Source organism: Streptomyces sp. NPDC041940 (assembly GCF_055589465.1).
Window position 1 is genome coordinate 556,561 of sequence record NZ_JBVJBP010000001.1, and the last position, 26,269, is coordinate 582,829.

Annotated in this window: 22 protein-coding genes; 6 read left to right on the plus strand and 16 right to left on the minus strand. The window is 71.5% G+C overall.

Features of this window, described 5'->3' with window-relative positions:
* Window positions 1-92 precede the first annotated feature (92 nt).
* From pulA to ACZ6I3_RS02395, 3 genes are all read left to right on the plus strand, one after another.
* On the plus strand, window positions 93-5,495 hold the full coding sequence (gene pulA, locus ACZ6I3_RS02385; protein WP_469410977.1) for a pullulanase-type alpha-1,6-glucosidase: 5,403 nt from the start codon (window positions 93-95) through the stop codon (window positions 5,493-5,495).
* Between the two features lie 72 nt (window positions 5,496-5,567).
* A complete protein-coding gene (locus tag ACZ6I3_RS02390) occupies window positions 5,568-7,187 on the plus strand; it encodes a SpoIIE family protein phosphatase (protein WP_469410978.1) in 1,620 nt (539 codons plus the stop codon).
* Window positions 7,188-7,218: 31 nt separating this feature from the next.
* Complete coding sequence (locus tag ACZ6I3_RS02395; RefSeq protein ID WP_469410979.1) at window positions 7,219-7,575, plus strand: 5-carboxymethyl-2-hydroxymuconate Delta-isomerase; 357 nt, start codon at window positions 7,219-7,221, stop codon at window positions 7,573-7,575.
* A 6-nt stretch (window positions 7,576-7,581) separates the two neighbouring features.
* On the opposite strand, the gene ACZ6I3_RS02400 is transcribed toward ACZ6I3_RS02395, so the two are convergent.
* The 3 genes from ACZ6I3_RS02400 to ACZ6I3_RS02410 form a co-directional block, all read right to left on the minus strand.
* A complete protein-coding gene (locus tag ACZ6I3_RS02400; RefSeq protein ID WP_469410980.1) occupies window positions 7,582-8,271 on the minus strand; it encodes a TetR/AcrR family transcriptional regulator in 690 nt (229 codons plus the stop codon).
* Between the two features lie 94 nt (window positions 8,272-8,365).
* Entirely contained in the window at window positions 8,366-10,288 is a 1,923-nt protein-coding gene (locus ACZ6I3_RS02405) for a hypothetical protein (RefSeq protein ID WP_469410981.1), read from the minus strand.
* Between the two features lie 48 nt (window positions 10,289-10,336).
* Window positions 10,337-10,861 (minus strand): tetratricopeptide repeat protein, encoded by a 525-nt coding sequence (locus ACZ6I3_RS02410; protein ID WP_469410982.1) that lies wholly within the window; start codon window positions 10,859-10,861, stop codon window positions 10,337-10,339.
* 145 nt (window positions 10,862-11,006) lie between these two features.
* Here ACZ6I3_RS02410 and ACZ6I3_RS02415 point away from each other — a divergent pair, with 145 nt between their 5' ends.
* Complete coding sequence (locus ACZ6I3_RS02415; protein WP_469410983.1) at window positions 11,007-11,450, plus strand: hypothetical protein; 444 nt, start codon at window positions 11,007-11,009, stop codon at window positions 11,448-11,450.
* Window positions 11,451-11,509: 59 nt separating this feature from the next.
* On the opposite strand, the gene ACZ6I3_RS02420 is transcribed toward ACZ6I3_RS02415, so the two are convergent.
* From ACZ6I3_RS02420 to ACZ6I3_RS02460, 9 genes are all read right to left on the minus strand, one after another.
* Complete coding sequence (locus tag ACZ6I3_RS02420; RefSeq protein ID WP_469410984.1) at window positions 11,510-13,093, minus strand: DUF1996 domain-containing protein; 1,584 nt, start codon at window positions 13,091-13,093, stop codon at window positions 11,510-11,512.
* A gap of 202 nt (window positions 13,094-13,295) precedes the next feature.
* Window positions 13,296-13,949, minus strand: coding sequence for a LuxR C-terminal-related transcriptional regulator (locus ACZ6I3_RS02425; protein WP_469410985.1), 654 nt, complete (start codon window positions 13,947-13,949; stop codon window positions 13,296-13,298).
* Window positions 13,934-15,199, minus strand: coding sequence for a sensor histidine kinase (locus ACZ6I3_RS02430; RefSeq protein ID WP_469410986.1), 1,266 nt, complete (start codon window positions 15,197-15,199; stop codon window positions 13,934-13,936). The genes ACZ6I3_RS02425 and ACZ6I3_RS02430 overlap by 16 nt, the downstream gene beginning before the upstream one ends.
* A 96-nt stretch (window positions 15,200-15,295) precedes the next feature.
* Window positions 15,296-16,318, minus strand: a complete 1,023-nt coding sequence (locus ACZ6I3_RS02435) for an NAD-dependent epimerase/dehydratase family protein (protein ID WP_469410987.1) — start codon at window positions 16,316-16,318, stop codon at window positions 15,296-15,298.
* A gap of 75 nt (window positions 16,319-16,393) precedes the next feature.
* Window positions 16,394-16,981 carry a winged helix-turn-helix domain-containing protein gene (locus ACZ6I3_RS02440; RefSeq protein WP_469410988.1) on the minus strand — a complete coding sequence of 196 codons (588 nt, stop codon included), beginning with the start codon at window positions 16,979-16,981 and terminating at the stop codon, window positions 16,394-16,396.
* A 330-nt stretch (window positions 16,982-17,311) separates the two neighbouring features.
* Entirely contained in the window at window positions 17,312-18,247 is a 936-nt protein-coding gene (locus ACZ6I3_RS02445; protein ID WP_469410989.1) for a DUF6891 domain-containing protein, read from the minus strand.
* 86 nt (window positions 18,248-18,333) lie between these two features.
* Window positions 18,334-19,365, minus strand: a complete 1,032-nt coding sequence (glnII, locus tag ACZ6I3_RS02450) for a glutamine synthetase (RefSeq protein WP_469410990.1) — start codon at window positions 19,363-19,365, stop codon at window positions 18,334-18,336.
* Window positions 19,366-19,726: 361 nt separating this feature from the next.
* The gene (locus tag ACZ6I3_RS02455) at window positions 19,727-20,467 is read right to left on the minus strand and encodes an RlpA-like double-psi beta-barrel domain-containing protein (protein ID WP_469410991.1); all 741 of its coding nucleotides are present in this window, start codon (window positions 20,465-20,467) and stop codon (window positions 19,727-19,729) included.
* 119 nt (window positions 20,468-20,586) lie between these two features.
* On the minus strand, window positions 20,587-20,946 hold the full coding sequence (locus ACZ6I3_RS02460; protein WP_469410992.1) for an arsenate reductase family protein: 360 nt from the start codon (window positions 20,944-20,946) through the stop codon (window positions 20,587-20,589).
* A gap of 227 nt (window positions 20,947-21,173) precedes the next feature.
* Between ACZ6I3_RS02460 and ACZ6I3_RS02465 the strand changes: the two genes are divergently transcribed.
* Window positions 21,174-21,488 (plus strand): hypothetical protein, encoded by a 315-nt coding sequence (locus ACZ6I3_RS02465; protein ID WP_469410993.1) that lies wholly within the window; start codon window positions 21,174-21,176, stop codon window positions 21,486-21,488.
* Here ACZ6I3_RS02465 and ACZ6I3_RS02470 read toward each other — a convergent pair.
* Entirely contained in the window at window positions 21,476-22,549 is a 1,074-nt protein-coding gene (locus ACZ6I3_RS02470; RefSeq protein ID WP_469410994.1) for an aldo/keto reductase, read from the minus strand. The two genes, ACZ6I3_RS02465 and ACZ6I3_RS02470, sit on opposite strands and share 13 nt — an antisense overlap.
* Before the next feature lie 93 nt (window positions 22,550-22,642).
* On the opposite strand from ACZ6I3_RS02470, the gene ACZ6I3_RS02475 reads away from it, so the two are divergent.
* Window positions 22,643-23,254: a TetR/AcrR family transcriptional regulator gene (locus ACZ6I3_RS02475; protein ID WP_469410995.1), complete on the plus strand. Its 612-nt coding sequence runs from the start codon at window positions 22,643-22,645 to the stop codon at window positions 23,252-23,254.
* Window positions 23,255-23,266: 12 nt separating this feature from the next.
* Here ACZ6I3_RS02475 and ACZ6I3_RS02480 read toward each other — a convergent pair whose 3' ends face one another.
* The 3 genes from ACZ6I3_RS02480 to pspAB form a co-directional block, all read right to left on the minus strand.
* Window positions 23,267-24,916, minus strand: a complete 1,650-nt coding sequence (locus ACZ6I3_RS02480) for an alpha/beta fold hydrolase (RefSeq protein ID WP_469410996.1) — start codon at window positions 24,914-24,916, stop codon at window positions 23,267-23,269.
* Between the two features lie 101 nt (window positions 24,917-25,017).
* Window positions 25,018-25,437, minus strand: a complete 420-nt coding sequence (locus ACZ6I3_RS02485) for a hypothetical protein (RefSeq protein WP_469410997.1) — start codon at window positions 25,435-25,437, stop codon at window positions 25,018-25,020.
* Between the two features lie 237 nt (window positions 25,438-25,674).
* Entirely contained in the window at window positions 25,675-26,262 is a 588-nt protein-coding gene (gene pspAB / locus ACZ6I3_RS02490; RefSeq protein ID WP_469410998.1) for a PspA-associated protein PspAB, read from the minus strand.
* Window positions 26,263-26,269 lie beyond the last annotated feature (7 nt).

Sequence of the window (26,269 nt, forward strand, 5' to 3'; positions counted from 1 at the left end):
GTTTCAGGACTCTTGCTGTAAGCGTTTCGGCGGCGATACGGTCGCGCGGGGTCGGACCCGTGAGAGCCGCAAATCGCAAGGAGTCCACGTCAGTGATACCGAGATGGCGTGCGCCCTCAAGGCGCCGAACCCACCGTGCCGGACGGGTCGCAGCGGTCACCGCCACCGCGCTGGCCGCAGCGCTCGTCCAGCCTCTCGCCGCCGGAGCGGCAACCCCGCCGGCGCCCCCGTCCGACGCGAAGCTCGCCGCCGAGCCCGCCCGCCACGACGCCACCCGTGAGCAGTTCTACTTCGTCCTGCCGGACCGCTTCGCCAACGGCGACCCGCGCAACGACAAGGGCGGTCTGACCGGCTCCCGGCTGTCCACCGGCCACGACCCCACCGACAAGGGCTTCTACCAGGGCGGCGACCTCAAGGGCCTGACCAAGAGGCTCGACTACATCAAGGGCCTCGGCACCACCGCCCTGTGGATGGCCCCGATCTTCAAGAACCAGCCCGTGCAGGGCACCGGGGCGAACGCCTCGGCCGGGTACCACGGGTACTGGATCACCGACTTCACCCAGGTCGACCCGCACTTCGGCACCAACAAGGACCTCGAGACCCTCATCGACAAGGCCCACGCCAAGGGCATGAAGGTCTTCTTCGACGTCATCACCAACCACACGGCCGATGTCGTCGACTACGAGGAGAAGTCGTACGACTACCTCTCCAAGGGCGCCTTCCCGTACCTGACGAAGGACGGCAAGCCCTTCGACGACGCGGACTACGCGGACGGGCGGCGGGACTTCCCCGAGGTCGACCGCGACTCCTTCCCGCGCACACCCAAGGCGGTCAGGAACAACAAGGTCCCGTCGTGGCTCAACGACCCGACGATGTACCACAACCGCGGCGACTCCACCTTCGCCGGTGAGAGCTCCGAGCACGGCGACTTCTCCGGGCTCGACGACCTGTGGACCGAGCGGCCCGAGGTCGTCGAGGGCATGGAGAAGATCTACCAGCGCTGGGTGCGGGACTTCGACATCGACGGCTTCCGGATCGACACCGTGAAGCACGTCAACATGGAGTTCTGGACCCAGTGGGCCACCGCCCTCGAGGCCTACGCGGCCGAGCAGGGGCGCGACGACTTCTTCATGTTCGGCGAGGTGTACTCGGCCGACACCGCCGTCACCTCCCCCTACGTCACCCAGGGGCGGCTCGACGCCACGCTGGACTTCCCCTTCCAGGAGGCGGCCCGCCAGTACGCCTCGCAGGGCGGCAGCGCGCAGCGGCTCGCGGGCGTCTTCGGCGACGACTACACGTACACGACCGGCAAGGCAAACGCGTACGAGCAGGTCACCTTCCTCGGCAACCACGACATGGGCCGGATCGGGACCTACCTGAAGCAGGACAACCCCAGGGCCACCGACGCGCAGCTCCTCGCCAAGGACCGGCTCGCCAACGAGCTGATGTTCCTCAGCCGTGGCAACCCCGTCGTCTACTACGGCGACGAGCAGGGCTTCACGGGCGCGGGCGGCGACAAGGACGCCCGGCAGAGCATGTTCGCCTCACGCACCGCCGACTACCTCGACGACGACCGGATCGGCACCGACCGCACCCACGCCGAGGACGCCTACGACACGAAAGCACCGCTCTACCGGCAGATCAGCGCCCTCGCGAAGCTCCGCAAGGCCCACCCGGCCCTCACCGACGGCGTCCAGCAGGAGCGGTACGCGGCCGACGGCCCGGGGGTGTACGCCTTCTCCCGTACGGACGCCAAGCGCGGCACCGAGTACGTCGTCGCCTTCAACAACGCCGCCGAGAAGAAGACCGCGACCTTCGCCACCGGCTCGGCCGGCATGGCCTTCAAGGGTGTCCACGGCACCGACGACTCCCTGAAGAGCGACGGCGACAAGAAGCTCACCGTCACCGTCCCGGCCGGCTCGGCGATCGTCCTCAAGGCGGCCCGCAAGCTCGCCGAGCCCGCCACGAAGCCGACCATCACCCTGAAGGCCCCGGCGGCCGGTGCCACCGGCACGGTGGAGCTGTCCGCCGACGCCGAGGGCGGACAACTGAACCGGGTCGTCTTCGCGGCCCAGACCGGCAACGGCACATGGCAGACCCTAGGCTCCGCCGACCACGCCCCCTACAAGGTCACGCACACCGTCGCCGAGGACGTACCGCCCGGCACCGCCCTGCGCTACAAGGCAGTGGTGGTCGACTCGGCCGGCCGCACGGCGAGCGACCTGGCCGCCTCCACCACCGGCACCCCGCCCGTCGAGGAGCCGCCCAGCGCCTCCTCCCGTGACCACGCGATCGTCCACTACAAGCGCGCAGACGGGAACTACGCCGACTGGGGCCTGTACGCCTGGGGCGACCTCGCCGAGGGCGAGGCCACGCCCTGGCCCGAGAGCCACCCCTTCACCGGCCGTGACGCCTATGGCGCCTTCGCCTACGTCAAGCTCAAGCCCGGCGCCTCCAACGTCAGCTTCCTCGTCATCGACAAGGACGGCGACAAGGACGTCTCCGCCGACCGCACCATCGACGTCACGAAGACCGGCGAGGTCTGGATCGAGCAGGGCGAGGAGACCGTCCGCACGGAGAAGCCGGCCGCCGACTACCCGGCCCCGGACAGGACCAAGGCCGTCCTGCACTACCACCGCGCCGACGGGAACCACGACGGCTGGGGCCTGCACGTCTGGACCGGCGCCGCGAACCCCACCGACTGGTCGAACCCCCTCAAGCCGGTCAAGACTGATACCTATGGTGCGGTCTTCGAGGTACCGCTCACCGACGGTGCCACCAGCCTCAGCTACATCCTCCACAAGGGCGACGAGAAGGACCTGCCCTCCGACCAGTCGCTCGACCTCAAGGCGAACGGCCACGAGGTGTGGCTGTTGAGCGGCCAGGAGAAGTACCTGCTGCCGCAGCCGGTGGGTGCCGCCGCCGCGCTCGACCTGACCACGTCCAAGGCGGTCTGGATCGACCGGAACACCCTCGCCTGGAACGGCTCCGACGCGGCCGCCTCCACCCAACTGCTCTACGCCCGCGACGGCTCGATCGCCGTCGAGGACGGCGCCCTGACCGGTGACGCCAAGTGGCTGCGCCTGGCGAGGACCGAGCTCACCGATGCCCAGAAGGCCGGTTTCCCGCACCTGAAGGCGTACGACGCCTGGACCGTCGACCCGCGCGACCGCGACCGGGTCCGCGAGGCCCTGCGCGGCCAGGTCGTAGCCACCCAGCATGCCGCGACCGGAGCCGTCCTCGCGGCCACCGGCGTCCAGCTCGCCGGTGTCCTCGACGACCTGTACTCCGGCGCGACCAGGGCAGACCTGGGGCCGACCTTCTCCCACGGCCGCCCCACGCTGTCCGTCTGGGCGCCGACCGCTCAGCGGGTGTCCCTGGAGATCGGCGACTCCACCGTCCCGATGCGGCGCGACGCCACCACCGGCGTCTGGTCCGTCACCGGCCCGCAGTCCTGGAAGGGCAAGCCCTACCGGTACGTCGTCGAGGTCTGGGCCCCCAGCGTCCGCAAGGTCGTCACCAACAAGGTCACCGACCCCTACTCCCTGGCCCTCACCGCCGACTCGGAGCGCAGCCTGGTCATGGACCTGGACGACAGGGCGCTGAAGCCGTCCGGCTGGTCGTCGTACAAGAAGCCCAAGGCCGTACCGCTCAGGGACGCCCAGATCCAGGAGCTGCACATCCGGGACTTCTCCGTCGAGGACCGCACGGCGAAGCACCCCGGCAGCTACCTCGCCTTCACCGACCAGGACAGCGACGGCTCGAAGCATCTGCGTGAGCTGGCGAAGGCGGGCACCTCGTACGTCCACCTCCTGCCCGCCTTCGACATCGCCACCATCCCGGAGAAGAAGGCCGACCAGGCGACGACCGACTGCGACCTCGCCTCCTACCCGGCCGACTCCGACCGGCAGCAGGAGTGCGTCGGGAAGATCGCCGCGAAGGACGCCTACAACTGGGGCTACGACCCGTACCACTACACGGTCCCCGAGGGTTCCTACGCCACCGACCCGGACGGCACGGCCCGCACGGTCGAGTTCCGCAGGATGGTGAAGGCCCTCAACGACGACGGACTGCGGGTCGTCATGGACGTCGTCTACAACCACACCGCGGCCAGCGGCCAGGAGCGGACGAGCGTCCTCGACCGGATCGTGCCCGGCTACTACCAGCGGCTCCTTGCCGACGGCTCGGTCGCGAACAGCACCTGCTGCGCCAACACGGCCACCGAGAACGCCATGATGGGCAAGCTCGTCGTCGACTCGATCGTCACCTGGGCCAGGCAGTACAAGGTCGACGGCTTCCGCTTCGACCTCATGGGCCACCACCCGAAGGCCAACATCCTCGCGGTCCGCAAGGCCCTCGACGCGCTCACCCTCGCCAAGGACGGCGTCGACGGCAAGAAGATCATCCTCTACGGCGAGGGCTGGAACTTCGGCGAGATCGCCGACGACGCCCGGTTCGAGCAGGCCACGCAGAAGAACATGGCCGGCACCGGCATCGCCACCTTCTCCGACCGCGCCCGTGACGCCGTGCGCGGCGGCGGCCCCTTCGACGAGGACCCCGGCGTCCAGGGCTTCGCGTCCGGCCTGTACACCGAACCCAACTCCTCGCAGCACAACGGCACCCCGGCCGAACAGAAGGCCCGCCTGCTGCACTACCAGGACCTCATCAAGGTCGGCCTCTCCGGCAATCTCGCCGGCTACCGGTTCACCGGCACCGACGGCAAGGAGGTCACCGGCGCCGACGTCGACTACAACGGCGCGCCCGCCGGCTATGCGGACGCCCCCGGTGACGCCCTCGCCTACGCCGACGCGCACGACAACGAGTCCCTGTTCGACGCCCTCGCCTTCAAACTGCCCGCCATGACGAGCGCGTCCGACCGGGCCCGGATGCAGGTCCTCGCCATGGCGACGGCCACCCTCTCGCAGGGCCCGGCCCTCTCCCAGGCGGGCACCGACCTGCTGCGCTCCAAGTCCCTGGACCGCAACTCCTACGACAGCGGCGACTGGTTCAACGCCGTCCACTGGAACTGCGCCGACGGCAACGGCTTCGGCCGCGGCCTGCCCATGGCGGCCGACAACAAGGACAAGTGGCCCTACGGAAAGCCCCTGTTGAGCACCGTCAAGGTCGGCTGCCATGAGATCGAGGGCACCTCGGCCGCGTACCGGGATCTGCTGAGGATCCGTTCCACGGAGCCGGCGTTCTCCCTCGCCACGGCCGGCCAGGTGCAGTCGAAACTCTCCTTCCCGCTGTCCGGCAAGGACGAGACCCCCGGCGTGATCACCATGCGGCTCGGCGATCTCGTCGTCGTCTTCAACGCCGCACCCGAGCGGCAGGAACAGCGGGTCACCGCGCTCGCCGGAACCGGCTACCGGCTGCACCCGGTGCAGGCGGCGGGGGCGGACCCTACCGTCAAGTCGTCCACCTACGCCGCTGAATCGGGCACGTTCGCCGTTCCGGGGCGCACGGTCGCCGTCTTCACCCGGGCCGGCGCGTAGCGCACTACGTTGGGGGACGGGCCGTGACCGACGGCCCGCCCCCCACACGCAGGCCCCGAGGTGCTCCTCGAGATGGACGGCAACGGCACGCAGCACACCCCCGGCACCACCGTGCTGGTCGTGGACGACGTCGCGGCCAGCCGGTACGCCATGGGCGCGGTGCTGAGCCGGGCCGGCCACCGGGTCGTGCCCGTCGCCAGCGGCGGCGAGGCGCTCGTCGAACTCGACGTCCGGCTGCGCGACGGCACCCTGCCCGACGTGGCCCTCGTCGACGTGGGCCTGCCGGACATGAGCGGCTTCGAAGTGTGCCGCAGGCTCCGGGCCCGGCCGCCCATGGCCGCCCTGCCCGTCGTGCACTTCTCGGCAGCCCGGACCGCGCCCGGGGACCGGTGCCGGGGTCTTGACGCGGGCGGCGACGCCTATCTGACCGTGCCCGCCGAACCGCTGGAGATCCAGGCCGTCGTCCGGGCCGCCGTGCGCGGAGCGCGCCGCACCGCGGGCGCCGAGACCGTCGTCCACCGGCTGACCCTGCTGTCCGAGGCCGTCATCACGGTGCAGACGGCGCGCTGCCCCCGGGAACTCGCCACCGCGGCCGCCGACGGCACCGCACGCCTCACCGGATCGCCCGCCGTGGTGTTCGTGATCGCCCCGGACGGCGAGCCCTACGAGGGCACGGCCCGCAGCCGCCCCGCACCGGCGGACAGCGGCGCGCATCAGGCGGCGGCCCGGCTGGCCGCCCGGCTCGCGGAGGGCCGGACGGGCGTGCACAGCGCCGTCGTCCCCGCGCCGCTGTGGCCGGCCGGGATCTTCCGGCCGGGCGTCGAGGAGGACGCCCTCCTGACCGTGGCGACCGCCCAGGACGGCCGTACGGCCGTGTGCCTGGCCACACCCGTGCGGCGCGCGGCGATCAACGGCCCGGCGGACGACGGGCTGCTCGCCCGGCTCGCCCAGGCCGCCGCGCTCGCCGCCGAACCGTTGCTGCTGTACCAGGTGGAGCGGCATGTCGCCCTCACCCTCCAGCACAGCTTCCTGCCCCGGCCGCACAAGCTGCCCCACCTGCCCGGCGTCGACATCGAGGTCCGCTATGTGCCCGCCTCCCGGCAGGCCGAGATCGGCGGCGACTTCTACGCCGCCCTGCGCACCCGTGACGGGGTGCTCACCGCGGTCGGTGACGTCGTCGGGCACTCGCTGGACGCCGCCACCGTCATGGTCGAGATACGGCACGCGCTGCGCGCCTACTGCGTGGACGAGAGCGACCCGGTCGTGCTGGCCGGGCGGCTCGACCGGATGCTCCAGCGGTACCACCCCGACATCACGGCCACCGTGTGCCTGGCCCTGGTCGACCCCGGCAGCGGCCGGGTGCGGATCGCCAACGCCGGTCACATCCCGCCGCTGATCCTGCGCGAGGGCGGCGGCGCGGAGTACGTCGACGCGTGCGGTCCGCTGCTCGGCCTGGGCCTGGAACGCCCCCCGCCGACCGAGCACCACCTGAGCCCCACCGACCGCCTGCTCATGGTCACCGACGGCCTCATCGAGACCCGCGGCATCCCTCTGGAGGTCTCCATGGAACAACTCCGCACGGCCGCCGCCGACGCCCCCACCTCCCTGGACACCCTCTGCGACGTGCTCCTGGGCTGCTTCGGCCACGACCGGGAGGACGACATCGCCATGCTGGCCCTGCGGTTAGGGTGAGGCCGTTGCCCGCCCAGACCAGGAGTCACCGATGCCGCAGATCACCGTCGACTATTCCGCCGACCTCGCGGACGGCTTCGACCGGCCCGGATTCGCCAAGGCGCTGCACGAGGCGACCGTCGACATCGCGGCAGCCAAGCCGCCGGCGTGCAAGAGCCGGTTCCGCCCCACCGAGGACATCGTGGTCGGCCCCGACACCGAGGGACATGCCCATGTGCACGTCCACATCGCGCTGCTCGCCGGCCGCACCGAGGACACCAAGGCCCGGCTCACCGAAGCCGCGCTGGAGTTGCTGCGCACCCATGTGAAGACCGCCGACGGGATCGTGCTGCACGCCTCCGCCGAGGTGCGCGACCTGGACGCCTCCTACCGCAAGTACGAAGGCTGAGCAGGGTCAGGTGGCCAGCGTCAGGAGCCGGCCGGCCAGGTCGGCGAACGGGCCGTCGGCCGGCTCCTCCTTGAAGATGCGGCGCAGCAGGCCGCCCATCTCCTCGTCGTAGGCGGCGCTCACGGAGGCCAGCGCGGCGAAGTCGTGCACCAGCTGGATCTCCAGCTCCGCCCGCGGGATGCGCCGGCCGTCCAGCCAGATCAGCGCCGTCGACTCGGCGAGCGAGATCCAGGACCGGACGACCAGTTCCAGACGCGCGGGCGGATCGGTCACGCCCAGGTGCGAAAGGATCTGGACATACGCGGCCTGCCGTACGGAGTCGACGAGCGCGTTGGTCGTCGAGGAGCCGACGGCGGGTCCGCCGCGCATGAGGGCCGAGAAACCCGGCCCGTGCTCGTCCACGAAGTCGAAGTAGCGGCCCATCACGCGCAGCAGCCGCGCCCCCAGCGGCCCCTCGTGCGGCTCCACGAAACGAGCCGCGAGTTCGTCCGCCGCCCGCTGCAACGCGGCCTCGTACAGGCTGAGTTTGCCGGGAAAGTAGTGATAGACCAACGGCCGCGAAATGCCCGCGGCCGACGCTATCTCGTCGATGGAGACCTGGTCGGGCGAGCGGCGGCTGAACAGTTCGAGGGCGACGCCGATCAACTGCTGCCGCCGCTCCTCGACTCCCAATCTGCGGCGAACCCCGGTAGTCATACGAACACCTTACCGATCGATTCCAGCCTTGAACGGACCGGATCGATCGCGGATGTTCAGCCGGGTGCGCCGGGCTGGCACGAGAACGGGCCGGTCAGCGCAGCCCGCCGAGCGAACGCCCGTCCCGCAGCGTCCCCTTCAGCTCGGCCCGCGCCCCCTGCTCACCCGGCACCGTCAGCAGACTGCTCCGCGCCGACCCGCTGATCCCGCCCGTCGCCCGGATCGACGCGGTCCGACGACTGCCCGCGGCCAGCAGATACCAGGTGCCCGCCTCCGACTTCCACAGCACCCCGGCCAGCACATGCGGATCACGCGCCCCGCACGCCGGGACGTTCTCGGCCTTCGCCGCCACCGCCCCGTACCGCCCGCCCGGCGTGTGGAACTGCGCCAGCACCCGCGCCCCGCCGCCCCGCCAGGTCTCGGCCCGTGTGCACACCCACGCCGCCGACCCGCTCGCGTCCGGCAGCGGCTGCTCGTTGAACGCCCAGGCGTTGACACTCCGCACACCCGCCGAGCGCACCGCGCCCAGCGAGCAGGCGTACGGCTGCCAGGTGCGCAGCGCCGCCGCGCCGGACGCCTCTGACGGCGAACCGGGCCGGCCGCTGGTGAGCCGGGCCGGGACCAGCTCGCCGAGGTCGCTCAGCAGCCGGGTCCGCTTGCCGTCGGCCACCTGCAGCACGTTCCACGAGGTGCACGGACCGGTCCGCAGGGCCGGGCTGGCCAGCGGCGCGGTCACCCCGTCGGTGAGGGCGAGGTCCATCGCCCCGGAACCCGGCTTCAGCAGATCCCGCTCGCCCGCCTTCGACACCCAAGGGGCCGTCAGATAGCGCACGTTGCCATCGGTCCGGCCCAGGACCACCGCGCCCGCCTCGGCCCGCCCCGCGCCGTCGACCCGGGCGAAGTCCAGGGCCGCGCCCTGCGTGCCGTCCTCGGGCTCGGCGTACCGGGCGATGCGCAGACCGTCGTAGAGGATCACCACGCGCGCGGCGTCGACCGTCCCCGCGTACAGCAGCTGGGGAGGTCCGGCCGGGCCGCCGGACAGGGTGCCGGGCGTCGCCGACACCTGGACCCGCCCGCCGGGACGTGCCCACACGGCCAGGGCGCGGCGCAGCAGGGCCGAGTCGCGGGTGAGGCCGCCGCGGGCCGGCCACACCGAGAAGTCGGTGCGCGCCGAGCTCTGCCACGCGGCAGGGGGGACCCGGGTCAGCTTCGCCGGGTCCAGGGCGGCCTGTGCGGCCGGGTTGCGCGCGTACGGGGGTGCGGCGGCGCCGTCGGGACCCCAGCCCTCGCCGGGCAGACCGAGCAGTGCCCCGCACACCAGCAGCGCCGCCCCGGCGGCCAGCGCGGCCTTCAGGTGCTGGCGGCGCCGCATCAGGTCGGTGGGCCGGGCCTGGAGTGAGCAGGGGTCGAACTCGGGGGAGTCGAGCAGTCCGTACTGCGCGGGGACCCCGTCGGCCTCCAGCAGGGCGCCGTCCGGGTCGGCGACACCCGCCGCCGTGAGCACCTTGCGCGCCCCGTCGTCCGCGAGCCGCTCCAGGCCGCGCAGCGCGTAGGCGGCCCGGGCCGGTCCCGACAGGGTGGACAGCCGCTGGTCCAGGGCGAGTTCGTCGGCACCGCCGGACCGGGGGAACAGCTTCAGGCCCCACACCTGGGGCAGCAGCGGCGGCACCTGGGAGCGCTTGGGCCATGCCCTGCGCCGCAGCGGCAGCCCCGCCTCCAGTGCCGTGCGCAGCACCTGGAGGCGGACCAGGGCGTAGCCAGGGTCGCCGTCACGCCCGGTCGACTGGGCCGGGATCACCGGTGCCGGTGTGCGGTTGCGGGGGAGTGCGCGCTGGGTGAGGGCGTGTGCGGTCACGACGCGCCTGCTGCGGCCCAGGCCCGGCGGCAGCACCAGATAGGCCAGCCGCACGAGCCGCGGGTAGTGCTCGACGAGCGCGGCCTCGGCCTGCTCGACGTCGACGACCGGGCCGGCGGGGGAGGAGGGTGCGGGGCGCTGGGCGACATCCTGTGACTGCACGTTCAGCAGAACGAGCGAATGGTCGGATGGTCACCTGACCGCGGAGCGTCAGCCCCGCGGCTGCTCCTGCTCCACGAGCAGCCGGGCGTAGTTCGCCATCGACCGCTGGTAGCGGGGCAGGTGCGGGGCCAGGGCACCGAGCGCCAGCGACAGCGCCTCGCGGTCCCGTCCCAGGCTGGACAGGCACAGCGCGAGACAGGCACGCACCGGGTCGTCCAGCTCGTCGGACGGGGCGAGAAGCTCGGGTGTCAGCAGCGCGACGGCCTCCTCCGCCCGGCCGACGTTCCGCAGCGAGCTGGCCAGCTGGATCTTCGTCCGGCGGGCCTTGTAGGGGCTGGCGTCGGAGAGTCCCCGCCGCAGCGCCTCCTGGTACAGGGGCACCGCCAGGTCCGAGCGGCCCGTGGAGTCCCAGGCGCAGGCCTGCTCGAACGGCCCGAGCGGGCTGCCGTCCGGCAGCTCGGCGACGAGGGCGTCGACCTCGGCACGGAAGCGCGCCTCCTCCGCTTCCTCATCGGCGTAGTCGTCGAAGCGGGCCCACAGGGCGGTTACGCGATCTTCCCAGTCCTGGTTCACCGTGCCACCCTCGCACAGGCGTGCCTACGGAGGCAGCGGAATTTGAGCGCTGTGGGCTCCGCAGCCGTATCGAAGGCGAGAGCCCTTGCCGGGGCTCCGTGCGGCATGCGTCCGGACCGTGCCGTGACAAGGACCGGAGGAACAGATGAGGGTGACCCGACCGATGCTCGCGCTGAGCGGCGCGGTGGCGATACTGGCGCTGGCCGGCTGCGGATCCGGCGGCAAGGACGAGGCAGCCGTGCCGAAAGAGGTGAGCGGCAGCCTGGAGCACATCGCGGCCGAGGCCAAGTGCAAGCCGAACATGCAGACCGACGCCGACACCATCCGCCAGGCCCTCTGCAAGAAGGGCAAGGAGAAGTACGTCCTCGCGACCTTCTCCACCGACCGCGGCCAGCGCGAGTGGCTGAACGGCGCGAAGGACTACGGCGGCTACTACCTCGTCGGCCGCAAGTGGGTCGCCGTGGGCCAGCAGAAGACGGTCACGGCGCTGCAGAGCACCCTCGGCGGGACCATGGAGGAAGGCTCCGAGCACATGAACCCCGGCGGCAGCCACAACAAGGGCGGTCACACCGGCGCCAGCCACGGCTGAACACGGACGAGAAAGCCGGCGGTGGGAATTCCCACCGCCGGCTTTCTACTGGCTGAGGACTACTGGCAGTTCTCGCCGTTGTTGATGCACTGGACCATCTCGTTCATCGTGTTCTCGTCGAAGAAGTTGATGAAGTCGTTGTGGTCCGTGATCGGCTTGTGCAGCTGCTCCGGGAAGGAGTCCACCGCGAACGCGTTCTGGACCTGTCCATTGTTGATCTGCGGCGCCGGGACGTCGTAGACCAGACGGACCTGGAGCTGGGGGATGGCCTGGAAGCCGTTCGAGCAGCTGCCGTCCGCTTCCACGAAGTCCACGTGGGTGCGGTGGTTGGCGCTGTCGATGTTCTGGCCGTCCCAGCAGCTCTGGAAGTTGGACAACCGGACCATGTTGCTGCCCTCGGGGCAGATCGGGTACTTGTCCGTCACCTGACGGTCCTCGAAGCCGGTGCACGTCCAGGACGTGTTGGCGTTGTTCAGGCCGTTGGTCAGGGACTTGGCGTCACCGGTGATGATCCGCAGGGCCTTCGGCATCGCGACGACGTCGCTGGTGCGGTTGCCCACGAACTTCAGCTCCGCCTGCGCGGGCTCGACGATCTTGCCGACGTTGCCGTCCTGGCCACCGCCCGGCTGACCCGCGTCGATGTCGTCCGAACCGTCCTGGATCCGGATGACCGGCCAGAAGTACGTCGACTTGTCACCCTGGTTCTGGCAGGTCGTCTCGCCGTTCTCCAGGTCCTCGTCGCTCGCGAAGGCGGTGTTGGCCTGGTTGCCGACGTAGTCGTGCTGGTGCTGGGCACCGTTGGAGACACCCGGCGCCACGATCACGTTGTCCGAGTTGCGGTTCTCGTTCTCGTTGGTGCCGCACTGCGTGGTGAAGGTGCCCGCGGAGCCGCCGTCACCGTTCGCCGCCAGACCGTTCGGCAGGTTGCGGGAGTTCGGCTGGACCTCTTCGATGTTGACGAAGTCCGCGGCCGCCGGGCCGTTGCCGCCCTGACCGCCGTTGCCGCCCTGGCCCTGGTCCTGGCCGTTGTCCTGACCACCCTGGTCCTGGCCGCCCTGGTCCTGGCCCTGGCCGTTGTCCTGGCCGCCGTTGTTCTGGCCCTGGTCCTGACCGTTGTTGTTCTGGCCGCCGTTGTTGTTCTGGCCGCCCCCGGCCTGACCGTCGTTGGTGTTCACGTCGGCGTTCATGCCCTGGCACTCGGCCATCTGGGCGAGGTTGCCCGGAGCCTGGCCACCAACACGCTTGATGTTGATGCCGATCCGGTCGATGGCCGCGGTCCGCTTCGACTTCAGCGGGCCGAGGATGGCGTTGTTGACGAAGCCGGAGTCACCGGCCTGAGCCTGACGCGTGGAGGCGAGCCGGGTGTAGGCCTCGCTGATCTGCTTGTCGAGGTTCGCCAGCTCCTTGTCCACGCCCTTGCGCGCGCCGTCCGGCACGTCGGTCAGGCTCTGGCCCACGTCCGGGCACTGGATCGTGGCGACCTGAGCGCCCGCGGACTTCGTCTGGTTCGCCGAGTTCTCCTCATGCGCCGAGGCATAGAAGTTTGCCCAGATCAGCCCGCCCCCACCGAGCGCTAGGGCCGCCGATGCGGCTATGGCCTTGGTGGCCATCGGCGTCCGGCGTTTTCTTGTGTTGCGTCCCATGGAACTCCTCTGACTTCCTTTTTCGGGGGCATGAGGCGCCCGACAGGAGTGAAGCGGCTCCCATCCATACGCAGGGGGTCCCACGGGTGTTCAGAGGTCCCGGAAATTGATGCGAGATTCGTGAGGACTCTGTGTTCTCAACAACCGCTTTCATACCGGGAGTTGCCGATCCCCCACGGTCGGTGAACCAGCGAGTCCGGTTTCACCGGCCGTGGTCGAGATACGCCAGAACCGCCAGCACGCGGCGGTTGTCGTCGTCCGAGACCTCCAGTCCCAGTTTGGCGAAGATGTTCGCGGTGTGCTTGGCGATGGCCCGTTCCGTCACCACCAGCCGGCCGGCGATCGCCGCGTTGGTCCGGCCCTGTGCCATCAGCTCCAGCACCTCCCGCTCCCGGGGCGTCAGCCGCGCCAGCGGCCCGTCGTCGCTCGACTGCCGGGCCAGCAACTGCTGGATGACCTGCGGATCCATCGCCGTACCCCCGTCGGCGACCCGCCGTACGGCGTCCACGAACTGCTCGGCGTCGAACACCCGGTCCTTCAGCAGGTACCCGACCCCGCCGCTGCCGTCGGCGAGCAGCTCACGCGCGTACAGCTGCTCCACGTGCTGCGAGAGCACCAGCACCGGAAGGCCGGGCCGCCTGCGGCGGGCGTCGAGCGCGCACTGGAGCCCCTCGTCGGTGTGCGTGGGCGGCAGGCGTACGTCGACCACGGCGACGTCGGGTTCCAGCTCGGCCAGCGCGGCGGCCAGTTCGGGGCCGGACTCGACGGCCGCCGCGATCTCGAAGTCGTGCGCCTCGAGCAGCCGGACGAGCCCGTCACGCAGCAGGAAGAGGTCTTCGGCTAGGACAACGCGCAAGGGATCTCCATGGTGACCATGGTGGGACCGCCCGCGGGGCTGCTGACGGCCAGGACGCCGTCGAATGTACCGAGCCGCCGCTCGACTCCGGAGAGTCCGGAACCGGCTCCGATCACCGCACCTCCCTTGCCGTCGTCGGTGACGGACACCCGCAGCATCCCGTCGGCGTGGTGCAGGTCGGCCCAGATCCGGTCGGCCCCGGAGTGCTTCACCGCGTTGGTGAGCACCTCGCTGACGGCGAAGTAGGCGGCGGACTCCACGGGCGCCTCCGCCCGCCCGGGCAGGTCCACGCTCACCTCGGTGGTCACCGGCAGCCGCAGCGCCAGCGCCCGTACCGCGTCGCCGAGGCCGCGCTCGGCGAGGACCGGCGGATGGATGCCGCGCACCAGCTCACGCAGTTCGGCCAGGGCCTCGACGGAGGACGTGCGGGTCCGCGCGATCAGCTCCTTGGCCTTGGCCGGGTCCTTGTCGAGGAGCGCCTCGATGGTGCTCAGGTCCATGCCGACCGCGACCAGCCGGGCCTGCGCCCCGTCGTGCAGGTCCCGCTCGATGCGCCGCAGCTCCGCGGCGGAGGTGTCGACGGCGTCGCGCCGCGTCTCGGTCAGGACCCGCACCCGCTCGGCCAGTTCGCCCTGGCCGGAGCCCAGGACGGCCTGGGTGAGCCGGAAGTGGACGTCCAGCAGGCGAGGGGTGAGGAAGTGCGCGAAGAAGAGGAGGACCAGGCCCAGCAAGGCGGCACCGAGCGCGGACACCTGCCCGGTGACCTTGACGAACCCGTACCAGTACCCGTCGGGAAAGACCCGCCACAATCCGGCCCCGAGCGCGAAGCCCTCCAGCGGGTACAGCCACAGCGCGGCCGGCAGCAGCGCGGTGAGGAACCCCGCCGTCATGTCGACCGGCAGCCACATCAGGTCCCGCCAGGTCGCCGGGTCGCGCAGCATCCCGAACGTGGCCGCCCACGGGTTGGCGTCCTTCGGCAGCGGCCGGTACGCCGGCGGGATCCGCACCCCGCCCCACTCCGCCGCGAGCACCCGCCGCCAGTTCGCGAACGCCCGCACCCCCTTCAGTACGTACGGCGTGGTGACGAGCCCGACGCCGATCGGGATGAGCGCCATGGACACCAGCGACAGGGTGAAGCACAGCACCGCCCCCGGCAGCGATATGAGGGCCACCCCCAGCCCCCGTAGCGCGGCGAGTGCGACGCCCCGCCCCTTTGCTCCCCTGTAACCGCTCTTCGTGTCGATGGTCATGACGTCAGTCTCGCCGAGCGGGGGTGCGGGGTCACTGGGCCGGGACACCCGGTCAGGGGGTGGTGCTACGTACACCCCAGGAGGCGGCGCGGTGGTTCACGGGGCGGTTCGCATGCCTCCGCCGGTCGCGAGCACCTTCGCCTCCTTCTCCGGGTCGAGGCCCACCGGCGGCCGGTCCGGCCGCTGTGGGGCCGTGCCGCCGATGTCCCGGAGCCAGCTCCAGGTGTCGGCCACGGTCTCCGCGACGGGCCGGCAGGTCAGCCCCGCCTCCACCGCCCGGGAGACGTCAGCCCTGTGCAGGGCGTCGTGCAGGTCGCTGCCCGGCGGCACCCACACCGGCAGCTCGGTCCACGGCTCGACGCCCGCCTCCAGGATCACCTCGGGCTCGGTCCACCGCGGTTCGGCACCGCCGCCGGTGACCCGTACGCACGCGTCCAGCAGTTCGCCCATCGTGGCGTGCCCCTGCGGACCGGCCAGGTTGTACGGGCCGCTCAGCTCCCGCTCCGCCGCGCGCAGGATCCACTCGGCCAGGTCCCGGACGTCCACGTACTGCAGGGGCAGCTCGCGCGGGCCCGGGGCGAGCACCGGACCACCGCGCGCCGTGCGGCCCAGCCACCAGGGCAGCCGGCCGATGTTCTCGTACGGGCCGAGGATCAGCCCGGCCCGGACGAGCACCGACCGGTCCTCGCCGAAGGCGTCCAGCACGGCCAGTTCACCGCCGCGCTTGTCCTGCGGGTACGCCGTCTGCTCCGCGTCGGCCGAGGCGCCCTCCACCAGGGGCGCGTCCTCGCCGTACCCGGCGGGCGGGGCCCACGCGTACACCGAGCAGCTCGACACGTACACGTACCGGCCGGCGCGGCCCCGCAGCAGCCGCGCCGTGTCCCGCACCGCGCGGGGCGCCGCCGACCAGGTGTCGACGACGACGTCCCACTCGCCCGGGTCGTCGTCGAGGGCGGCGAGACCGCCGGGCGCGGTGCGGTCGCCGAGCAGCGACCGCGCGCCCTCCGGCGCCTCGTGCCGCCCCCGGTGGAAGACGGTCACGTCCCAGCCCCGCCCCAGGGCCGCCTCCACGACGGCCCGCCCTGCGAACTCCGTACCACCCAGCATCAGAAGTCTCATGCCGCTGACTCTGCCCGGTGGGGCGGCGGCAGGGAACGGGGATCTGCCGTCAGCAGACGGATGAGGGCCGGTGGCTCAGTGACTCACTGGAGGCACGTACTTGTAGCCGACCCGGCGTACCGTCCGGATGGTGTCGCGGTGCTCCGCGCCCAGCTTGCGGCGCAGCCGGGCGACATGGACGTCGACCGTACGGCCGTCCCCCACGTGCCCGTAGCCCCACACCGTGCCGACCAGCTGGTCGCGGGTGTGCACCCGGCCCGGGTGCGCCACCAGGTGGGCGAGCAGCTCGAACTCCAGATACGTGAGGTCGAGCGGCCGGCCGGCCACCTGGGCGGTGCGCTGCACGGTGTCGACGCGGATCAGCTGCTCGCCGCCCGGCTCGGGGCCGGCCTCGGGGGCGACGGGCTCCGGCCGGTCCGGCACCGCCACCGGGAACGGCGGCTGCTGGTCGGCCGGGACGAGCACCAGATAGCCGACCATCGGCGGCCGGCCCGGCAGCGTGGGCAGCGTGTGCTGCGGCGCCGGCAGCCAGGTGGCACCCGGCGGCAGCAGATCCGCGACGGTCACCACCTCGTCCCGGTCGACGGCACGCAGCCGATGCCGGGCGCTGTTCGTCGCAGGGGTGCCGAGGGTGGCGGTGGACAGAGAACGAGTGGTCGCCATGAGAGGTCAGCTCTTTCGCGCGAGGAGTTCGTCGGAGAGGTCGACGGCCGCGAGTTCGTGGTCGGGGTCGCCGAGGACGTACGCGGTTCGCGCTGGCCGAAGGCCGGGGTGTACGGCGTTAGAGGGCCGGCGCGTTCGTCGCGCGGCAACACACCCGGTCGAAGTCGTGGTCCTGACGGGACGGCCAGAAGGGCTCGAGGTCATGACGACCCGTCGCGGTGCACTTCTGGTAGCTGGCCATGGCCCCATTGAAGCAGAGAGGCCCCCGCGCCGGGACCCTCCTCTCACACCTTGGACACATGCCGGACATCCGGCCGGCCTGCCGAAACCTCACCCCACCAGGCGCTTCCGCCACTCCAAGGGCGCGACATCGATCGCCCGGCCCGGGTCACCGTCCCACTCCGCGGACAGCCCGGCAGCGGTCAGCGCGGCCACGACCTCCTGCCCGACGGCCTTCGTGGTCTCCTCGGAGCCGTCGAACCCGCCGTAGTACAGCGACAGGCCGTGCCCCTCCGCCGCACCGCGCGTGCCCTGGTGGTGGAAGAACACGAACCCCCGCACCCCCGGCTCGCCGTCCGCCTCCGCGCCGATCTCCGCCATGCCACAGCCCCGGCAGCAGGTGAAGTTCTCGCGGGCGACGACGCCGGCGCGGTCCAGGGCCGCGAAAGCACGCTCCAGCCGGTCAGGGCCGGTCGGTTCGCTCCACGACTCCTGCTCGTCGACGCGCTCCAGCCACAGCCGCTCGACGATCTCGCGGGCCTGCGCCGGGGAGACGGGGGAGGAGTCCTCCTTGCCCGGCATCAGGTACACCGTCTCGCGGACCATCCTCTCGATGCCCAGGTAGCCGTCCCGGAGCATCTCGTGGACGTACCCCTCGGCCCGCGCCGAGACCTCGGGGGCGAGCGGGGGCGGAGGGTCCGGCAGCCCGAACTCCTCGCGCTCCCAGGTCACTCCGGTGTCCCAGCCGTCCTCCTGGCGCGCCCAGCGGACCATCACCTCGGCGACGAGGCCCGGATCGGTCAACCGGGTCACCCACATGTGCGGAACGGACCCCGTGCGGTGCTGGAGGTCGTAGGCGCCGTCCCCGTCGCGTGCCGTCTGGATGAAGACCATCGGCCGGTCCGGTATCCGCTGCACGATGAGGAAGTGGTCGTCGTCCCCGCCGATCCGCTCCACCAACTCCCGCAGCTCCGGCGCCGCGATCCGCGCGTACGCCCGCCCGCTCTCCGTCTTCACCTTGACCGCGAGGCCCCCGTCGATCTCCATGCGCCCCACCCTGGCATGCCCCACTGACAACGAGGGGGCGCCCACCGTGAACGGTGAGCGCCCCCTCGGGAGCCGGGTGGTGCCGGTCAGACCTGGCCGGCCTTCTCCAGGGCCGAGCAGCAGGTGTCGACGAGCAGGCGGGTCACCACGTACGGGTCGACGTTGGCGTTCGGACGGCGGTCCTCGATGTAGCCCTTGCCGTCCTTCTCGACCTGCCAGGGGATACGGACCGAGGCGCCGCGGTTGGAGACGCCGTAGGAGTACTCGTTCCACGGGGCGGTCTCGTGCAGACCGGTCAGACGGTCGTCGATGCCGGCACCGTAGTTCTTGACGTGGTCGAGCGGCTTGGAGCCCTCGCCGAGGGACTCGGCGGCGGTGATGATCGCCTCGTACGTCTCGCGCATCGCCTTCGTGGAGAAGTTGGTGTGCGCGCCGGCGCCGTTCCAGTCGCCCTTGACCGGCTTCGGGTCGAGGGTGGCGGCGACGTCGAAGTCCTCGGCGGTGCGGTAGAGCAGCCAGCGGGCCACCCACAGGTGGTCGGAGACCTCCAGCGGGGAGACCGGGCCGACCTGGAACTCCCACTGGCCGGGCATGACCTCGGCGTTGATGCCGGAGATGGCGAGACCCGCCTCCAGGCAGTTGTCCAGGTGCGCCTCGACGACGTCACGGCCGAAGATCTCGTCCGCGCCGACGCCGCAGTAGTAGCCGCCCTGCGGGGCCGGGAAGCCGCCCTTGGGGAAGCCGAGCGGGTAGCCGTCCTGGAAGAACGTGTACTCCTGCTCGATACCGAAGATCGGCTCCTGGGCGGCGAACCGCTCGGCGACCTCGGCCAGCGCGGCACGGGTGTTGCTGGCGTGCGGGGTGAGGTCGATGTTCAGGACCTCGCACAGCACCAGGATGTCGTCGCCGCCGCGGATCGGGTCCGGGCAGGTGAAGACCGGCTTGAGGACGCAGTCCGAGGCGTGGCCCTCGGCCTGGTTGGTGGACGACCCGTCGAAGCCCCAGATCGGCAGCGCGTCGAGACCGGCGGGCGAGCCCGTGATGATCTTGGTCTTGGAACGCAGTTTGGCCGTCGGCTCGGTGCCGTCGATCCAGATGTACTCAGCCTTGAAGGTCACGGCCACATCCTCCGGGGGTGTGTCTGGGCGCGTATCGCGGGTGCTGCGGCGCTGCGGCACCGATGCGCCGCGTCAACTGCCCGGCAGCCTGTCAACAGGCGATTTCCCGGCCATTGCTCGAATGTGAACCCCGTGTTACCGGGTGTGCCCGCGCCGTTCTTCAGGCCGAGAGGGCGTTCTCCGCCCGGGGAGGGGGGGGCGGTCACCGGCTTCCCTCCGTCAAGCCGGTGACCGGCGCCCGTATGACCCGGACGTGCCGGTCCTGCTGCTCCTGGCCGGGAGCAGCAGGACCGGTGACACGTACCGAGGGGGCGGCCGAGGGGTTGGCCGCCGCCTCAGTGACCCGTTCGGCCGTCCGGCATCACCCCACCTTCTCGATCACGGCCCGGCGGATCAGGAACTTGCCGGGCTCACGCACCTGTTCGAAGGCCGCGTTGTTGAGCAGTGCACAGCTGCCGGAGGCCGAAGTGACCTCCACCGTCGTGGACTTGTTGTTGTCCAGGTTGGTGACCTTCAGCTGCGTGCCCACCGGGAACTGGTTGCTGGACGCGGCGGGCGCACCGCCCTCGCCGGAGAGCGTGACCGTGGAGCCGTTGCACACCTGCTGCCCGGAGGCCGCGGCGCCACCGCCGGCGTCTTCCGCCGGAGCCGACTCCGCGGGCTCCGCCGGCTGCGAGGCCTCGGCGCCACCCTCGGCTGCGTCCTGACCGCCGCCGGCCTGCTCACCGCCGGCCTGCTCACCGCCCTGCGCGGGCTGCGACGGCTGCGCGGCCTGGGAGTCCTGAGCCGACTCCCCAACCGTGCACCCCGACGCCTCCTGCTTCCGCTTGATCTCCTCGATGACCGCCTCGCGGTTGGCGATCCGGGCTTCCGACTGCGCGTCGGGGTTGGCCTGCTGGTCGGCGATGAACTTCTCGTTGTTGCCGAGCGCGGTGGCGAGTCCCAGGCAGGCCGTCGACTCCGCCGCCGACTTGGTGTTCGTGGCCGGCGGCGTGGCGTTCGACGTGCTCGCCATGACGAAGGCCCCGCCTCCCGCCACGGTCACCGCGCTCACCAGCAGCGCGATCTTCTTCTTCGGACCGAGAGTTCTCCTACGCGACATGCGCGCCTCCTGAAGAGGTAGGGGAGCGTACGCCGCTATGTACGAGATACCGAACGAAGTTACTCAGCGGTTACAGGAGTCAGTGAAGTGACCTGCGCCACATGCGAAAAGAGAGGTGGTCAGCGCGACAGTGCGTCCCGCACGGCCTCGTCCGTCCGGCCCACCACGGCCGTGCCGTCCTCCGCGGTGATGATCGGGCGCTGGATCAGCTTCGGGTGCTCGGCGAGCGCCTTGACCCACCGGTCGCGCGAACCGGCGTCCCGCGGCCACTCCTTGAGCCCGAGCTCCTTGGCGGCCGCCTCCCCGGTGCGGGTGATGTCCCAGGGTTCGAGCCTGAGGCGCGTGAGAACGCCACGGATCTCGTCCTCGCTCGGCACGTCCTCCAGGTAGCGGCGGACGGTGTAGTCGGCTCCCTCGGCGTCGAGCAGCGTCAGGGCGCTACGGCACTTCGAACAGGCCGGATTGATCCAGATCTCCATGCGCCCACGGTACGCGCTGCCGCCGTTGTTCGATTTTCAGCCGACCTCAGGCGCCCCTCGCGGACCTGCTGTGACGTAGCGCCAATTTCCTTGCTCACCTGGGCTTTTGCTGTGCTTGGCGGACTCCCCGTTGTCAGTGCCCGGCGGTAGAATATAAGCAGTGTTCGAGGGTGGCGCCGGGGTCGCAGAGGACTCCGGTGAGCGCCCGTCGCGACAGGAGGATGCCTGTGCCCGCTGCCGCTCTGAAGTCGAAGCCGTTGCCCACCCAGTCCACCGCGAAGCGTCCCGTCCTGCTCGACCTGCCGTACGCGCCCGTGGAGAAGCGGCCGCTGCCGCCGGGCCGGCCGCGCGAGTGGTATGTCACGCACAACCGTCGCCTTAAGGCGATGCGCCTCGCCATCGCCCTGCTCGACTCCGGCGTCTACATGCCGAACCAGGCCCGCAACGAGACGATCCGCGCTGCGGCCGAGCAGATCGGCGTCCACCCGCCGTCGGAGACGACGTGCCACATGGTGCGGGCGTTCATGCGCTACGCGCGCTGAAGCTGTCCCGCCGGTGTTCCCGGCGCGGGGAACACCGGCGGGTTCAGCCGGGCGAAGCCCTCCTGGCGTTCGTAGGGGAAGTAGGGGTACGGCGCCGGGCGGTGGCTCGCCGCGTCGAGCCTCGCCAGCTGCCCGGGGGTCAGGCTCCAGCCGACGGCGCCGAGGTTCTGGCGCAGTTGCCGCTCGTCACGGGCGCCGATGAGGACGGAGGACACCGTCGGCCGCTGGAGCAGCCAGTTGAGGGCGATCTGCGGCACGGCCTTGCCCGTCTCCTCCGCGATCTCGTCCAGCGCGTCGACCACGGCGTAGAGGTGCTGGTCGGCGACGGGCGGGCCCTGGTCGGCGGTGCGGTGCAGCCGGCTGCCGGCCGGGAGTGGTGCCCCGCGGCGGACCTTGCCGGTGAGGCGCCCCCAGCCGAGCGGACTCCAGACGATCGCGCCGAGGCCCTGGTCGAGGGCGAGCGGCATGAGCTCCCACTCGTAGTCCCGGCCGATGAGGGAGTAGTACACCTGGTGGGCCACATGGCGCGGACGGCCGTATCTCTCGGCGGTCGCGAGGGACTTCATCACCTGCCAGCCGGAGAAGTTGGAGACGCCCGTGTAGCGCACCTTGCCCGCCTGGACGAGCGTGTCGAGCGCGGCCAGCACCTCTTCGACCGGCGTCCCGGCGTCGAAGGCGTGGAGCTGGAACAGGTCGATGTAATCGGTGCCCAGCCTGCGCAGGGCGTCCTCGCAGGCGGTGATCAGCCGGGAGCGGGAGGAACCCGCGTCGCCCGGTCCGTCCCCCGTCGGCAGGCCGGTCTTGGTGGAGACGATCACCTGGTCCCGGCGGCCCTTGATCGCCTGCCCCAGAACCTCCTCGGAGGCGCCGGCGGAGTAGACGTCGGCGGTGTCGAACATGGTGATCCCGGCGTCCAGGCAGATGTCCACCAGGCGGCGCGCCTCCTGCGCGTCGGTCGTGCCCCACGCGCCGAACAGCGGGCCCCGCCCGCCGAAGGTGCCGGCTCCGAGGCTCAGCGCGGGAACCATGAGTCCGGACGCGCCCAGTCGCCTGTATTCCATCGTGACCCCTCCAGGGTATTTAACGGGTCTATGGTTCCGTTAGTGGTCACTAAGGTAGCAGGGCGAACCGCTTAATGGAACAGGAGTGCCGTTATGGCTGACGGAGGCGAGCCGGGGACCCTACGGCCGGGAGGGCGCACGGCACGGGTACGGGAAGCGGTGCTGCGGGCGGCCGAGGACGCCCTGACCGAGCAGGGCTTCACCGGCCTGGACCTGGCCGACATCGCCCGCCGCGCCGGAGTCGGCAAGACGACCGTCTACCGCCGCTGGGCGACGGTCACCGGGCTGGTGGCCGACCTCCTGCTGGACATGGCCGAGCAGTCCGCGCCCCGCACCGAGACCGGCTCGCTCCTCGGCGACCTCACGGCCAACGCCCGGCTGGTGCAGCGCACCTTGACGGACCCCCGCCAGGGGCCGCTGTTCAAGGCGCTCATCGCCGCCGCCACCGGCGATCCCAGGACGGCCGCGGCGCTACGGCGCTTCTACGACATCCGCGTCCGGGAATGGGCTCCCTGTGTGCGGCAGGCCGTCGACCGGGGCGAGGTGCCCGAGGGCACCGACACGCATGAGGTGATCCGTGCCGTCTCCGCCCCGCTCTACTACCACCTGCTGATCAGCGGCGGCCGGCTCGACGGCGCCACGGCCGACCGGGCCGCCGAGGCCGCCGCGACCGCGGCACGCGCGGGTGTCTACGTACGGGCCTGAGGCCCCGGGGCTTCAGGTGTACCGCTCCAGCAGCCTCGTCACGTAAGCCTCCAGCCGCCCTGCCAGCACCTCAGGCGTCAGGTCCGTCCGCCCCAGCTCCCGCCAGGGGACCGCCAGCTTCGCCGCGTCGGGGACGTAGGCCAGGGCGTCGAGCAGCCGCCAGTACAGATGGTCCGGGCCGTCGGCCAGGCGCCGGCCGCCGTGCGCCTCGTAGCGCTCCCGGAATCCGAGGCCGTACTCCGGGCCGTGCAGCAGCGCCAGCGCCGTCGAGCAGTGGGCGACGTCCAGGTCGGCGGGCCCCCACGAGGTCTCCACCCAGTCGACGACACCGCCGATCCGCAGACCGGCCCCCGAGCCCGTGAACAGCACGTTCCCGGGGTGGAAGTCCCGGTGCAGGAAGCAGCCCTCGTACGGCGGGGGATCGCGGCGGATGACGTCCACGGCCCGCTCCCACCCCGGCGGGACGCCCTCCGGCGACGTCCACGCCTGGTAGGCGCGCGGACGCTCCCCGGGGACGACCCGGTGGATCCCGGCCAGTTGAGCCGCGAGCAGCTCCACGCGAGCGTCGAGGTCCTCCTCGTCGACCCGGACCCGCCCCGGCAGCACGGACATCAACAGGGACGGATGGTCACAGTGCTCGGCGGTCGCGTCCGCACCGATCAGCTCGGGGGCCGGCACACCCTCCTGCCCGGCCAGCAGCGTGAGCACGTCCGCCTCGCGGGCCAGCAGCCCGGGGGCGTGCCGCCGGAAGAAGGGCTTCACGAAGGTCCGCAGGGCGAGTGAGGTGCCGTCGTCGAGGGTGAGCCGCCGCATCTGGGCGCTCCAACCACCGGTCAGGAAAGACGACTTGTCGACTGTACGGCCCTCCGGGAGCTGCTTGGCCACCCACGCCCGGGTCGCCGTCCAGCCCTGCTCGCCGAGCCCGGTCAGCAGGGCGGCGACGAACGCCCGCCGGTCGTCGGGACGGTCCCGGAACCACAGGCCCAACCGGTGCTGAGCCTCGGGGAGTTCCCAGTGGGTGAACTGGGCGCGCCGGGCCAGCGCCTCCGAGACGGCCTCCGTCACGGCGGGCGGGATGACCTCGTCCGTGCCCGGCACCGCGAGCACCGCCCGCCCCTCGTACGCCCGCAACGCGTCGAGCGCGGGCGACTCACGCCAACCACCGGGCCGCCGGATGATCTCGCTGAACCGCCCGTCGCCCTGCCCGAAGGGCACGTCCCACGCCTCGGCCGCGTACACCGCGGGCGCGCACAGCCCCAGGGCCGCCACCCGGTCCCCGTAGTGCCGGGCGAGATCGGCCACCGTCTGACCGCTCATGCTGAACCCGACCAGAACCAGCGGCCCGTCCCCGTGCACGTGCGCGTCGATCACGGACACGGCCTGCTCGAAACGGCGGCGCAGGCTCAGCTCCCGAAGCAGGCCGGTGCTCTCCCCGTGGCCCGAGAAGTCGAAGGCGAGGGCATGGCAGCCGTGCGCGGCGAACTCCGACAGCAGCGGCACCAGCCGCTCCTTGCTGCCGTTGCCCGCGCCGTGCAGGACCACGGCGGTCGTCCTCGCCGACGCACCGGCACCGGCGTACAGCCCGCTGAGTCGTTCACCGTCGAGGGTGTGCGTGAAAGGGACCAACTCCGGCTCACCTGTTCTTCTTGCGAGAAGGCTCATCCGACCCGATGCAGGGCGTTGTCCCCACACCGGACCGAACGGTCAACTCCCGCCCCGGAAAGGGGCATCGGCGTCGATCCACCCCTTCGTGTCAGCCTTTGTCAGGCGCTGAACACGCCCAACGCCACGTTCTTCACACCCGTGATGCCCTGCGGGCCCTCGGACCAGTCCGACGGGTCGTAGTCGAAGGCCACGTATGCGCCCCCCGCATGCCCGCAGGCCACGGGCGCGAAACTGAATTCGTCTCCGGCGGCGGTTTTCCAGGTCATGTACCAGGCCACGCAATCCCCATCCACCCAACCGCCCGGCTTCAGGTCCTCCACCCATCCGGTCACACGCGCCCGGCCGTTCTCGATGCAGATGCTGATCTCGCCACGGCCGAAGGCCTTCGTCGCACTGTCGGTGACGCAGGTGGGCGCGGCAGTCCTGGCGGGCGTGGCCGAGGCCGTCGGCGCCACCGCGAGGCACGCCGCCGCCGCCGAGAGTGCCGCTAACGCCTTCACACGAGTCGATCGCTTCATGGTCGCTTGCCTTCCTGACAGTCCGGGACAAGACTCGAGTCATGCGGGCACGGTCCAGGGGATCCGACCGCCTTCGTAGCCACCGGCATCAACCGGGCGGAGCCAGCGCAGCGTAGCTCGCGGCCGGAATGTCGGCCAACAGCTGTTCAACTGCTTCCCTCGGGTTTTGGCCACGGCTCTACGGCCACACAGGCGGTGCCGCCCGCTCCAGGTCGGCCGGCAGGACCCGGCGGGCGGTCACAGACCGGGCGCTCCCCATACCGGGAACCAGCGGCTCAGGTCCTGTTCGATCCGCAGATCGTCCGCGAGCGCCGAGCGCACCTGGAGCTCCAGCGCGTTGTCGCGCCGCTGCGCCTCGCCGCCCGGCAGGGGCGCGAACGGGTAGAAGGTGCCGCGCTTGTAGAGGTAGACCAGCGCGAGCCGCCGCCCGGCCCGGTCCTGGAACCCGGCCAGGGAGCAGAGCAGTTGCGGGCCGAAGCCGTTGACCTCCATCTGGCTGTTCACGGCGTGCAGGTCGTTCACGAGCGCGTGCAGCTGGTCGGGGGCGCGGTGCGAGACCAGCCAGGAGTAGCCGTAGTCGTCCTGCCGCAGTTCCACCGGTGGGCCGTCGCGGTCGGTGTCGGCGTCCAGCAGGGCCTGTACCTCGCGGTGGCTCTGCTCGAAGGCCGCGCCCTCGACCGTGGCGAAGCACACCGCGCCCTGCCCGGTCGGGGTGAAGCCCGCCGCGGCCTCCAGGGTCACGGCCGCCGACGGCAGCGCGAACAGCCGGTCGAGATCCGCCACGACCGGCTTGGTCCGGCCGAGCAGGATGTCCAGCAGCCCCATGCCCCGC